The sequence below is a fragment of the Paenibacillus sp. WLX2291 genome (assembly GCF_046603665.1).
Taxonomy (GTDB): Bacteria; Bacillota; Bacilli; order Paenibacillales; family Paenibacillaceae; genus Saccharibacillus.
The window spans coordinates 666,866-679,544 of record NZ_CP176755.1; the positions used below are offsets into that span (position 1 = coordinate 666,866).

Genomic DNA, 12,679 nt, shown 5'->3' on the forward strand with positions numbered 1-12,679 from the left:
AATGCTTATCTATAGCATCTGTACCGGTACAGATGTACAGAACAGTCTAACGGTAAGCCGTAATCATACGGTATAATGAGGTAGTGTAATCATACGGACAAAATAATACTAAGATCGATCCTAACCAAGACAAGGAGGAGCAATCCGATGCCGAGCAAGCACAGCACACTAGCAGCAACGCTGCGCCAGCAGATTATCTCCCGCACCCGCCCGGCAGGTGACAAGTTGCCTTCGATTCGGCAGATGGCGACAGAGCAGCGATGCAGTGCCGCTACGGTTATTCGCGCGTATGAGCAGCTCATTGCGGAGCATTATGTATATGTGCTGGATCGCAGCGGGTATTATGTAGCTGCTCATGGACCACAGCAGGAGGCATTGCAGCAGCAGATGCTTGATCTGGCGTCTGCGGCACCGGCGGCAGAGATTTTTCCGTTTGCCGATTTTCAGAGTTGTCTGAATCAGGCGATGCAGCTGTACCGAGATCAGCTATTCACGTACGGCATGCCGCAAGGATTGCCTGCCTTGCTGAAAGAAGTCCAGCAGCAATTGGCAGAGGTGCAGGTGTTCGCGCCGTTATCGCGGCTGTATATTACGTCGGGTGTGCAGCAGGCGCTGTCGATTTTGACGATGATGCCTTTTCCGGGTGGGCGGCAATCGGTCATGATCGAGCAGCCGGGTTACCATTTGCTAATGGAATTGCTGGAAGCGCTGGATGTTCCGATCGTGCAGATTGAGCGTACAGTCAAGGGACTAGATCTGGCAGAGGTGGAGAGATGGTTCCGCAGTGGAGAGATCAAGTTCTTTTACATCATGCCGCGCTTTCATAATCCGCTCGGTCATTCGCTGCGTCATGCTGATAAGAAGAAGCTCGTTGCGCTGGCAGCACGGTACGATGTGTATCTGGTCGAGGATGATTATCTTGCCGATCTGGTGCAGCATACGAATGCTGATCCGTTGTATGCGCACGATCTGTCCCAGCACGTTATTTATTTGAAAAGCTATTCCAAAATGCTATTCCCCGGACTGCGTATCGGAGCTGCTGTCTTGCCGGAACCACTCCAAGCATCGTTTGCGCGTTACAAAAATCTGCTCGATATCGACAGCTCCATGTTATCGCAGGCGGCACTGCATATGTACATTCATAATGGCATGTTCGCCCGTTATCGGCGTCTGTTACTTGATGCGTATCACCGCAGAAGCAGGCAGCTCCACAAGACGTTGCAGGAGTTGGTGCCCGTATGCGCGTTATTCGCAGATGTGCATCATGTGGATGCAATTCATGCGGTAATCCCGCTACCTGCCCATTTTCCGACGAAGGCGCTCATTCGTCAGTTGGCAGAGCAGCAACTGATTGCCGATTCGCTAGAGCGTTATTTTTTACCGGACAGTCCGTACAGCTGGAACGGATTGCGTATCAATGTATCCAATGTGCCCGAAGAACGCATTCCGACAGCACTACATACTGTTGCGACGCAGATCAACAAACTATGGATCACATCGAACTGACGAGGTAGGTATACACCTGAACATGAAGCTCATACACTGACAATACAGTGTATACGTGCAGAGATGATTCTTCTACATGTGGCAGCGCATATCACCTATCCAACTGCCACATCATATATCTGATTTATATGTCTGATTTGACAAAGCATAGACAAAGGTATAATTTAAATACAGAACGTTTCGTTTCTAAAATAAAGGGGTTACGAAATGAACAACATCAAACGAAAGCCTGGTCGACCGCCGAGCCAGACGTCGCGGCAAGCTGTATTTACCGCTACGATGGCATTGTTACGGGAACAAGGTTTGCGCAAAATGACGATCGACAAAGTTGTCGAACAGGCGGGAGTCAGCAAAGCGACCATTTACCGCTGGTGGAGTGATAAGGTTGAGATGTCGATGGAGGCATTTTTGCACCATGTACAGATAGAAGGCATCATTGAAGACAAAGGCAACTTTGTGGACGATTATGTAGGATGGTTCAGCAAGCTGAATCAATTTTATGATAGTCCAGAAGGTCGGATTCTGGCGCAGATTATTGCGGAGAGTCAGAGCCGTCATGAATTGCTGTTGCCATTTCAGCATACGTTACAGGAGATGCTGGTCAGCAAATGTATGGTTATTTGGGAGCGTGCATTGGCGCGCGGTGAAGTGGATGAACAGGTATCCGCACAGACGGTAATCGAGCTGATCTATTCGCCATCCAGCTACCGCATGCTGTCCAATCAGCCGATTCTAGACGATGTCGCGACAACGGCTATGATTCGGGTTATATATAACGGTATCAAAAAGCGCTAGCGCTTTTTTAGATCACATAGACGATACATTCATGGGGAAATCTCAAGGATTTGTACATCAAGGAGGAATGACCAATGAACATCGCAAAACATATGCAACACACAGGAATCGCCATCGCTGTCACCGGAGCCGCCACACTGGGTTCATTTGCCGCTACTACCGCTATCGTGCCGTCTTCATCGGCATATGCCGCAAGCACGAGTGCAGCGACAAGTCAGCAGCAGAGCGGTGCGACACTGCTGAACACCTTTTACAAGCCCGCGCTAAAAGGACACTTCCCGCAGGCAAACGGCAATCCTGTCGATAAGCTGATCGTAGGCGATACGACGCGTGCTTCAGCAATCGCCATTTATGGCAAACCGACTACTTCGCGCACCAGTGCATCCGGCTACGATGTATATCAAGCCGAGATGGGAACACCGGGTTACGCGCTATCCTATACTAGCTCCAATGTGCTCAAAGAGATTCGCTATCTCGGCACAACCGTCGAGCGTAAGCAGACGATTGGCAGCATCACCATGAGCGTACTAAAGAAAAACTGGTATGCCCCAAGCTCCACCACGACGATCACCAGCGGCGGCACCAAGCAAACGAAGCTCACCTACAACCGTGGTGACTACAAGCTAGAATTCATCTACAACAGCCCGACCGATCTCGATCATATCAATTTGCTCCAAAAATAATTCCGACGTTTGCGATTGTACCTGACTCTTTATCATTCACGCAGCCGTACCGCACAGTGTTTTACTGATGCGGTACGGCTTTTTAACAATCTTGAATGCCTGAATGTGCGAATGTCTATTTTGGCAAAATAGCATGTCGATCATATCAGAGCAATAACAAGATAGCTGTCCAAACAAGCAGGAGAGCCATCGTCCAGTTAAACAGACGACGATGACGTTGAAGCCATGTCTGGAATAGCGCCCCGCCTAGACTCCAGCTAAACGAACTACATACACCGACCGCTCCCAGTAGTACGGCAAAGCCGATATAGTGAATCAGCGACGAATAATACGGCAGGATGAAGGTAGAGACGACCGATAGGCTGAATAGAATGCCTTTCGGATTTAGAAATTGAATCCATAGCCCAGTCCAAAACAGTCTTGGCTGTCGATTCGATTGTGTTGTCGATGTTTCACCGGAATCGGCGACCATTTGATATGCAAGATACAGCATATACACAACGCCAAGCACTGTAAGCGGCAAACGTATGAATGGTATCCACTGCACTAACAGCAGATTGGCTACACTGCACATCATAAGTAATAAGCTGAATCCTGTTCCCACACCGAGACAGAACGGTATCGTCTTGCGCAGCCCATAGCGATTCGCATACGCCATCGCCATTATATTATTGGGTCCGGGCGTAAAGCTGGCAATCAAAATAAACATCCAAAATGAAAATACAGGCATAACCAAGCTCCTTCCCATACTTTGTATGTTATAGTGAACAAAAATTCAATATAACGAAATTAAATCCATCATAACGAATTAGGTGGCTGTTGTACAGTTATTTTCTTTCTATTGCACCGCATAGTAAAAAAGTGCCGATCTACGATACAGTCGAAGGGTATTTCCTTCGCGCTGTACCATGGATCGGCACTTGCACATTATTTATCATTCGCTACATGAGTGATTATCACATTCACGATTTTATTTCCCCTGTGAGACCAGCTTCAGCGCTTCATCCGCCGCTTGCAGTGTCAGATCGATATCGCCATCGGTATGCGCGGTAGTCAGGAACCATGCTTCGTATTTGGAAGCGGCGAGGCAGATGCCGCGATCTAGCATATGGCGGAAGAACGAAGCGAATTGCTCGCCGTCTGTATCCTGCGCCTGATCGTAATTCGTCACCGGATGATCGCAGAAATGAGTCGAGAATGCCCCTTTGATCCGGTTAATCGTCAGCGGGACACCGTAGCGTTCAGCAGACGATTGGATACCGTCGGTCAGACGAATCGCCAGACGCTCCATTTCATCGTACACGCCAGCGCCTTGCAGCACTTCCAGACAGGCGATACCGGATGCGATGGACGCCGGGTTGCCTGCCATCGTACCCGCCTGATAGGCAGGGCCGAGTGGAGCGACCTGCTCCATAATATGCTTGCGCCCGCCATAAGCGCCGATGGGCAACCCGCCGCCGATAATTTTGCCCAGTGCGGTCAGATCGGGCGTAATGTCAGCATGGTTGTCCAGACCGGCATACGTTTGTGCTGAACCGTAGTGGAACCGATACGCAGTAATGACTTCATCGTAAATAACGAGCGCGCCATACTGGTGAGCCAGCTTACACAGCCCTTCCAAAAATCCTTGTTCCGGCATAACCATACCGAAGTTGCCGACAATCGGCTCTACCATCACGGCTGCGACCTCATCGCCCCAGCGTTCCAGTGCTTCTTGTAATCCATCTAAGCTGTTGAACGGTACGGTGATCACTTCGCTCGCGATACTTGCTGGTACACCAGCGCTATCTGGCGTGCCAAGCGTAGAAGGACCGGAGCCTGCCGCCACCAGCACCAGATCGGAATGACCGTGGTAACAACCAGCGAATTTGATAATTTTGCTACGGTCGGTATACGCGCGTGCTACCCGAATGGTGGACATAACCGCTTCTGTGCCGGAATTGACGAAACGGACTTTATCCAGTGAAGGAATGCTGTCTTTGAGCATTTTTGCCATTTGAATTTCTAGCTCAGTCGGTGTGCCGTACAGTATACCATTCTCGGCAGCGCGAGTAATTGCCGCTGTAATATGCGGATGGGCATGACCGGTAATGATCGGACCGAATGCCGCCAGATAATCGATATATTTGTTACCGTCTACATCGAAGAAGTGCGCGCCTTTGGCGGAGGACATGAATACCGGCGCCCCGCCACCTACCGCCTTGAACGAGCGCGAAGGGCTGTTGACCCCGCCGACGATATGCTCCAATGCTTGCTCATATAATTGTTCCGAACGTTTGCGATTGCCATTCATCTTAACCTAGTCTCCTTTTTAACCTGTTGTATGGAAGAAAGCGTCCTTGCTGTCTGGACGCTGTAACCGTGCGATATGCGTATCTATTTTAACACGAGAGCGCAGTCAGGCATATGACGACTGTATGAACAAACCATGCAGCGGCATGAAAAAAGGAAGCTTTCGTGAAGAAAGCTTCCTTGGATATCGCGAAATGAAGCGATGGAATGAATACAATAACAATTCATGATTTACAATGATACGCCCTGTTGAAAAGATAATATGAAGTAGAATGTCATGTATACGCCGTCAGTCTTGTTCTCTCTACATCCTGAGGCATTACGATGATATCGATCTAGCAATACAGTTGCCTTATAGCAGTACAGTCATCTCATATACTGGATTCTTCTTCATTAGTATTGCATTGAATTCCAGTTCTGTTTTAGTTACTGGAAGAACTCGAACTGGAAGACGTGGACGACGATCCACTGCTAGAGCTGGCTGAAGTACCCGACGTGCTGGAAGAACCAGTACTGCTCTCTGGATCGGTTGTACTGCTACTGCTTGAACTTCCAGATGTAGAGCTGCCAGACGAAGTGCTATCTTCGTTAGTGCCAGTTTGACCGTTACTGGATACTGGAGTCGGCTCAGTTGTCGTTTTGTTCAAGCTATCCTGTACGAATTGCTTCAGCTTCTCTTCGCTGCTAACGCCGATCACTTGAGCGCCGCCTACATGCTTCTCAGCAAGCAAGTCATTCGGCGGAAGCTGCTCGCTGCCACTCATATTGCTATCATATGCCACGCTGGCGAGTTTCCACAGATCATCTACACTCAGATTCGTATCGATATACGGATTCACCTGGTTGAGGATGTCTGGCAGATTCATGATCGAAGTAGTCGATTTCAGCTTATCACCGACTGCTGTCAGGAAGGCACGTTGACGCTCGGTACGGGAGAAGTCTGACATCGCATCATGGCGGAAACGTACATATTCCAGCGCCGTTTTGCCATCCAGATGCTGCGCACCAGCTTTCAGATCGATATCGTATTCATGCTTGTCGGCTACACTGGTGTAGTGCATATCTTTTTCAACGGTGTAGTCGATACCGCCTACTGCATCGACCAGCTTAATAAAGCCTTGGAAGTCGGTATAGACGTAATATTGCACCGGAATGCCGAGTAGATCGCTAACCGTCTTCATCGCGGTATCCGGACCGTGCGTAATCGCGGCATTGATACGGCTTTCCCCGTGTCCCGGAATATCCACGTACGTATCACGCAGGATGGAGAACAGATGGATCGTCTTTTTGACTGGATCAAGCGAGGCGACGAGCATCGTATCGGAGCGTGGAATCTCTCCGTCATCCGAACTCCGCGAGTCAACGCCCATCAGCAAAATGTTGACCGGCTCGGTGCCTTCCCATGCCGGCGGCTCAGCAGCCACAGCGGTATTGGTCGGCAGATTTTTGAAGGGAGAAGCGTCTCCCGTTTTTTGGAGAGCGCCAATCTGGTTGTAAACTGCGGTAAAATAGTAAATGGCGTAGCCGATAATCGCCACAGCGACGATAATCAGGCTCCAAAGCAGCGTGCGCTTTGTTTTCAAATTCATGCACGTTCTTCCTTTCAAAGATAAGGTTCACGATGTATAAGGCTGTACCTCATATTCAGTGTTATCGGTTTGTCGATGGTTGTCTGTAGCCATACATTCTGCGCAATGCAGGCGGGTAAAGGCGTGAAGCTTAGCATTGTCTTCACAACACCCGTACATTATAATTTCTTTTCAGACAACAATCAATTGTGACATCTCGATGGAACAAGCAGGTCAGCATCTGTCAATCCCTGCCCCTTTGAATATGATAGTGCGAGGAAATGTCGAAAAAAAGAGCAGAACGGTTACAATCCGGTCTCAATCCGGCAAACAACAGCAATCGCTGTACCCACAAATGACCGGCAAAGAGCCGGTACACAAGAAGGAGAACAACATGCAGGCGATTGAAGTGAACGCATTACGCAAAACGTTTCAGATTCAGCAAAGTCGTGGTGGTTTGAAAGGCGCACTACAGGATTTATTTGCACGTCAGTATCATGAGGTGACAGCTGTTAACGATATTGATTTTAGTATTCCGCAGGGCGAAATCTGCGGATATATCGGCGAAAATGGTGCGGGCAAGTCGACCACCATCAAGATGCTAACCGGCATTCTGGTGCCAACATCCGGTCATATCAAGGTCAACGGCTACGTGCCGTACGAAGAACGCGAGAAATTCGTACAAGGCATCGGCGTCGTATTCGGTCAGCGTAGTCAGCTATGGTGGGACATCGGCGTGATCGAGTCGTTCCAATTGCTGCGCAAAGTGTATCGGGTGTCTGAGCACGACTTCCGTACACGCTTGGATGAGTTGGTGGAGCGGCTGGAATTGCAGGAGCTGCTTAGTCGTCCGGTACGCAAACTTAGTCTCGGTCAGCGGATGCGCTGCGAGCTGGTAGCGGCGCTGCTGCACAATCCATCGATTATTTTCCTCGACGAGCCGACGATTGGACTCGATATCGTCGTGAAATCGGAGATTCGCGAATTTCTCAAAGAATTGAACCGTACGCAGGGCACGACCATTCTGCTGACAACTCATGATTTGCAGGATATCGAAGCGCTCTGCTCACGGGTCATTATGCTGGATGCAGGCAGTATCATTTACGATGGCGGATTGGATGAGTTGAAATCCCGCTGGGGACGTGGACGCGAAGTGCGATTCCAGTTTGGCGAGAATGTGCAGCATGCTCAGCTCCAGCAGTGGACAACGGGCTTGCCGGTAACGTGGACACAGGAGAGTGAACTGGTGGCGACGGCGCTTGTTCCGGCGGAGCTGACCGTGTCGGAATTGTTCTCGCGTGTGCTGTCCGTAACGCAGGTGACGGATGTGCAGATTTCCGAGACGAGCACGGATGAGATCGTGCGTCAGATTTATAGCTCTGGTTCGGCGGAGAAGCCGGGAGGCACGCTGCATGTCTAGTCTGTACTGGGATTTTATCCGTATTCGTTTTCTGACGATGCTGGCGTACCGGGTCAATTATTACTCTGGTATTCTGGTGTATACGCTCAACATCGGAGTGTACTATTTTACCTGGCAAGCGATCTACGGGGGCAAAGAAGAGCTGGCGGGCTTTACCGCTGCTCAGATGACCACATATGTAGCGGTGTCGTGGATGGCGCGAGCGTTTTATTTTAACAATCTGGATCGAGAGATTGCGACCGAGATTCGGGATGGTACGATTGCGATTCAGTTTATCCGTCCGTACAACTACCTGCTGGTGAAGATGATGCAGGGCTTTGGCGAAGGGATGTTCCGGTTTACGCTGTTTATGATTCCGGGTATGATCATTGCAGTATTGCTGTTTCCGGTACAGTTGCCAACCAGTCCGGTATCATGGGTGGGCTTTCTGGTGATGCTATTTTTCAGCTTTTTGATTAATACGCAGCTGAATATTCTCGTCGGGCTGATGGCATTTTTTATCGAAAATAATGACGGTCTGATGCGCATGAAACGGGTCGTGGTCGATCTATTCTCCGGCTTGCTCATTCCGATCAGCTTCTTCCCAGGCTGGCTTGTTTCCATTATGAATTTTTTGCCGTTTCAGGCGATTACGTATTTGCCAGGTTCGGTGTTTACAGGACGCATCGCTGGAACAGGGATATTGGAAGTACTCGGCATTCAGGTGATCTGGTTTGTGATCCTGCTAGTGCCGATGATCATCGTATGGCGCGCCGCCCGGGTGCGACTGTTCGTGCAGGGAGGGTGAGAAGATGCGCATGTCGTATTATACCGGACTGATCTGGGAATACTTTACGAATTATATGAAAACAAGACTAACCTATCGCGCCGACTTCTGGGTGGAAGTGATCTCCGATCTGCTGTTTCAGGCAACCAACCTGATCTTCATCTTCGTTGTGTTTGCGCATACAGAGACGCTGGGCGGATTTACCGAGGCAGAAGTGGTGTTTGTATATGGTTACTTTATGGTGCCGTATGGATTGTATAGCTGCTTTATCAATCTGTGGAATTTTGGCGACCGTTATATTGTCAAAGGGGAGATGGATCGCATCCTCACTCGTCCGGCACATAGCCTGTTCCAGATTTTTCTCGAAAATCTTGATCCGCCATCGCTGATCGGCTCGGCGATTGGACTGATCATCATGATCTGGAGCGGCGGGCAACTCGGTTTGGAGATGGAATGGTGGTATATTCCAGTCCTGATCCTGATGACAATTGGCTCGACGCTGATCTACGCGGGCATTTATATTATTCTGACTTCGGTGTCCTTCTATTCCGATTCACCGACTGGCATTATCCCGCTCATGGTCAATATCCAGACCTACGGACGTTACCCGATTACGATCTACAACCGCATCATTCAGATTCTGCTGACGTGGGTACTTCCATTTGCCTTTGTCGGTATTTATCCGGCAGCTTTATTTTTGGAACGACCGGAGATGATGAACATGGCATGGATGACACCGGTGATGGGACTGATCTTCTTCACGGCGGCGTTGTTGTTCTGGAACAGCGGAGTGAAGCGGTATCGGGGAGCGGGTTCGTAGTTCTGTTACTCTACTTCATAGAACGTATGTCGGCAAAATCTAAGTTCAACATCTACGTTCTGATCATCGACGATCAGAGATGATCTTTATCGCAATATTGCTATATCCCGCCAATCATTTAACAGCATCCTGCATTTCTGCTATGGCATGTTCAACATTTTCGGCTGTCTCACTAGACAGCTATACGTGAGCCGCCAAGCAGGAATACAGGATGTTTTTTGTGTTGCATACAAGCATCTTTACATGCAAAGTTTAATTTCTTCTTTTTCTAAATTTAAAAATAGTTGGAAATCCTGCAAAAGTCATGGTATTATGGACGGCGGGTACGAAATAGATATAAATACCTAGTTCTTAATAACTAATTATGAAAGGGGCAATACCATGGCTTTTTGTACACAATGTGGTACAGAACTACAAACAGATGAGGTACATACTTGCTTGACCAAACAGCAATCTGTAGCAGTGCCAACAGCTTCAACCGCTTCGGCGGCAACCGTATCTACTCCAGCATCATCCGCAGCACCGATGATCGCTAGCGCAAAGGAACAATTCTCCAAAGTAGACAAGCACAAAATCTTAAACCTGCTCAAAAATCCAATGTCCGCCCTTCAACTGCGGGGCGACAGTGACCTGTTGTACGGCATCATGGGCATCGCCGTATCGTTAATCGGCTTTATGTTATGGGCATGGTCGTTCAAGCATCAATTAATCAAAGCAATGATTGGTCAGCTGAGCAGCATCTTCGGCGGCGCTGATCAATATGATGAAACGTACCGTTCTGCGAGCGATTCCATGTCCATCGTCGGGCACTCGCTGATCCTTTGCCTCGTATCGACGCTGATCTTGCTAGCAGCCGTCTTTTTCATTGGCAATAAGCTGGGTACTCAGCGCTTGGATTGGAAAGATGCACTCGTGAAGCTTGGCGGCTTGCAATTTGTAACAGGAGCTGCGTTGATCGTCGCTGCTCTGGTCATGCTAGTAACAATGAAATTTTCATTCGTATTGCTGTTTGCTATACTGATCTCTTCATTGATGCTGACACTGTATGGAGGGGTTGAGATGTTCCGCCTATCGCGCGAGCGTGCCGTATGGTTTATCGGCAGTACCGTATTGATTCAGATTGTCGCTATCTTGCTGGTGTTCAACTCGTTTGGCAATGAGATGGTCAGCAGTCTGCGTAATATGTTCTGATTGCGTACGTATCTATCATTGAACGGATCTAGAGAGGAAGAGACATCCCTATGTATTGTGGCAATTGCGGTACTCCTACCGAGAAAGACTGGGTATTCTGCAAACAATGCGGACACCAGCTTGAGCATGGAACTGAAACAACTGACGACGAACCGGCAATCATGACTGCCGATACACCAGCACCTTCCGATATTCCAGCAACAACTCCTGTGCCACGAGCACCGTTATCCAAAGCAACCAAGCGGAATCTGCTTATCGGCGGTAGTGTACTGGCGCTAGCGCTGGCAGCGTTCCTGATTCTGCGTTTGACGAATGGACCCGGTACACCGGAGCAATTAGCAGATAAACTTAACGCCGCTGTCAATGCAGGCGATGCCAGTCAGCTAGCATCCTATCTGGATGACAAAGATTCACCGCTGCACGATCAGCAGAAAATCGCGTTGCTCACCGAAGCACTCAAAAACGAAGATACACGCGAAGAATATCAGTACGAGATCGCTAACGCATTGGATGAAGCCAAGATAAACGAAGAAGATAGCACCTCCGCTGCCGATGCGATCAAAAAGCAATTGCAAGCAGTACTCAGCAATGATTCTAGCTGGATCACTTTTGCTCCAGAGCAATCGTGGCGCGGCACCCGCTGGTCATTACACATTGAACCAGTAGAGGTAGGAAACGACGTGTCTTATATGCCAGAAGGTGTCAAATCGACCATCCAGATCGGCGATCTAACCTCCAATAGCGATATGTTAAGTGATCTGTGGCCAGCAGCTTACCATTACACAGCTACCATCGATGGCACTTATGCCAGCGTACCGGCGCAAGGAATCGTGAAAGCATTCAAGGTTACTCGTATGAACGAAACGGATCTTGATCAGCAAAAGATTCAATCGATGACGTTGATTATGCCGGATGGCGATGCACAGGTGACGCTGAACGATAAACCGGTAAGTAGCGATCAGGGCGACTATGTTACCATTTTCCCTGCACCTGCCGAAGCCAAATTTACCGTCAGCACTACAGCGCAAGGTGTCGATCTCAAAGGCGATCTGACGATCACACCGACCAATGACCATAATTATGATTTGAATACAGTATTGCAGAAGCCGATTGCTGAGAAAGCGCTAGATCTCGTATATAACGCATCCGAAAGTCTGGCAACTGCGATCAACACCAATAATCCCAAAGCAATCAAGGACGTGAATCCCGATTCGGATTACTACAACCGTGCTACATGGGAAATGAACGAATTCACTTCTTCACCCAAGTACAAACTGCAAAAAGTTGTCATCGATCTCGACTCTGTAGATATACGTAGCGACAGCATCGAGTTAACTGCGACACAAGTATACAAACGTACCAATGAAGACGGCTCTGTCGAAGACAAAAACGTCAATTGGGACTATACCATCACCCAGAAGCCGAATACCGACCAATGGTGGGTACATTCTGGCTACGCTGGTTGGAATAACGCGATTGGTTCCCAGCACACGATTGAAAAGTCAGCTACCGATGCAGCTTCTTCCTCATCGGATACGTCATCCACATCGTCCGACACTGACGCAACGTGACTTCGATACAGTACGTATTGCATTGACCTTCTAAGCAACACAAAAAGCATCCCTTTTTTGACAGGTT

General features: G+C 48.9%; 11 protein-coding genes. 8 read left to right on the plus strand and 3 right to left on the minus strand.

The window, feature by feature from the left end:
- The first annotated feature begins 147 nt into the window (after positions 1-147).
- From ACDE64_RS02765 to ACDE64_RS02775, 3 genes are all read left to right on the plus strand, one after another.
- Positions 148-1,506 carry a PLP-dependent aminotransferase family protein gene (locus tag ACDE64_RS02765; protein WP_411348948.1) on the plus strand — a complete coding sequence of 453 codons (1,359 nt, stop codon included), beginning with the start codon at positions 148-150 and terminating at the stop codon, positions 1,504-1,506.
- Between the two features lie 207 nt (positions 1,507-1,713).
- Positions 1,714-2,301 (plus strand): TetR/AcrR family transcriptional regulator, encoded by a 588-nt coding sequence (locus tag ACDE64_RS02770; RefSeq protein ID WP_411348949.1) that lies wholly within the window; start codon positions 1,714-1,716, stop codon positions 2,299-2,301.
- Between the two features lie 74 nt (positions 2,302-2,375).
- On the plus strand, positions 2,376-2,984 hold the full coding sequence (locus ACDE64_RS02775) for a YjgB family protein (RefSeq protein ID WP_411345036.1): 609 nt from the start codon (positions 2,376-2,378) through the stop codon (positions 2,982-2,984).
- A 145-nt stretch (positions 2,985-3,129) separates the two neighbouring features.
- Here ACDE64_RS02775 and ACDE64_RS02780 read toward each other — a convergent pair whose 3' ends face one another.
- The 3 genes from ACDE64_RS02780 to ACDE64_RS02790 form a co-directional block, all read right to left on the minus strand.
- Positions 3,130-3,714: a LysE family translocator gene (locus tag ACDE64_RS02780; protein WP_411348950.1), complete on the minus strand. Its 585-nt coding sequence runs from the start codon at positions 3,712-3,714 to the stop codon at positions 3,130-3,132.
- 240 nt (positions 3,715-3,954) lie between these two features.
- Positions 3,955-5,277: a glutamate-1-semialdehyde 2,1-aminomutase gene (locus tag ACDE64_RS02785; RefSeq protein ID WP_411348951.1), complete on the minus strand. Its 1,323-nt coding sequence runs from the start codon at positions 5,275-5,277 to the stop codon at positions 3,955-3,957.
- 421 nt (positions 5,278-5,698) lie between these two features.
- Entirely contained in the window at positions 5,699-6,865 is a 1,167-nt protein-coding gene (locus ACDE64_RS02790) for an LCP family protein (protein ID WP_411348952.1), read from the minus strand.
- Between the two features lie 373 nt (positions 6,866-7,238).
- Between ACDE64_RS02790 and ACDE64_RS02795 the strand changes: the two genes are divergently transcribed.
- From ACDE64_RS02795 to ACDE64_RS02815, 5 genes are all read left to right on the plus strand, one after another.
- Positions 7,239-8,264: an ATP-binding cassette domain-containing protein gene (locus ACDE64_RS02795; protein WP_411348953.1), complete on the plus strand. Its 1,026-nt coding sequence runs from the start codon at positions 7,239-7,241 to the stop codon at positions 8,262-8,264.
- Positions 8,257-9,051: an ABC transporter permease gene (locus ACDE64_RS02800; RefSeq protein WP_411348954.1), complete on the plus strand. Its 795-nt coding sequence runs from the start codon at positions 8,257-8,259 to the stop codon at positions 9,049-9,051. The genes ACDE64_RS02795 and ACDE64_RS02800 overlap by 8 nt, the downstream gene beginning before the upstream one ends.
- 10 nt (positions 9,052-9,061) lie before the next feature.
- Positions 9,062-9,850: an ABC transporter permease gene (locus ACDE64_RS02805; RefSeq protein WP_411350220.1), complete on the plus strand. Its 789-nt coding sequence runs from the start codon at positions 9,062-9,064 to the stop codon at positions 9,848-9,850.
- Positions 9,851-10,288: 438 nt separating this feature from the next.
- A complete protein-coding gene (locus ACDE64_RS02810) occupies positions 10,289-11,041 on the plus strand; it encodes a hypothetical protein (protein WP_411348955.1) in 753 nt (250 codons plus the stop codon).
- Positions 11,042-11,091: 50 nt separating this feature from the next.
- On the plus strand, positions 11,092-12,612 hold the full coding sequence (locus ACDE64_RS02815) for a hypothetical protein (protein ID WP_411348956.1): 1,521 nt from the start codon (positions 11,092-11,094) through the stop codon (positions 12,610-12,612).
- Positions 12,613-12,679 lie beyond the last annotated feature (67 nt).

Bases quoted from the DNA above. Each gene is read 5' to 3' on its own strand.
- ACDE64_RS02805 (WP_411350220.1), top strand. From the start codon at position 9,062: ATGTCGTATTATACCGGACTGATCTGGGAATACTTTACGAATTATATG.
- ACDE64_RS02785 (WP_411348951.1), bottom strand. From the start codon at position 5,277: ATGAATGGCAATCGCAAACGTTCGGAACAATTATATGAGCAAGCATTG.
- ACDE64_RS02795 (WP_411348953.1), top strand. From the start codon at position 7,239: ATGCAGGCGATTGAAGTGAACGCATTACGCAAAACGTTTCAGATTCAG.
- ACDE64_RS02775 (WP_411345036.1), top strand. From the start codon at position 2,376: ATGAACATCGCAAAACATATGCAACACACAGGAATCGCCATCGCTGTC.
- ACDE64_RS02790 (WP_411348952.1), bottom strand. From the start codon at position 6,865: ATGAATTTGAAAACAAAGCGCACGCTGCTTTGGAGCCTGATTATCGTC.
- ACDE64_RS02780 (WP_411348950.1), bottom strand. From the start codon at position 3,714: ATGCCTGTATTTTCATTTTGGATGTTTATTTTGATTGCCAGCTTTACG.
- ACDE64_RS02800 (WP_411348954.1), top strand. From the start codon at position 8,257: ATGTCTAGTCTGTACTGGGATTTTATCCGTATTCGTTTTCTGACGATG.
- ACDE64_RS02770 (WP_411348949.1), top strand. From the start codon at position 1,714: ATGAACAACATCAAACGAAAGCCTGGTCGACCGCCGAGCCAGACGTCG.
- ACDE64_RS02765 (WP_411348948.1), top strand. From the start codon at position 148: ATGCCGAGCAAGCACAGCACACTAGCAGCAACGCTGCGCCAGCAGATT.
- ACDE64_RS02815 (WP_411348956.1), top strand. From the start codon at position 11,092: ATGTATTGTGGCAATTGCGGTACTCCTACCGAGAAAGACTGGGTATTC.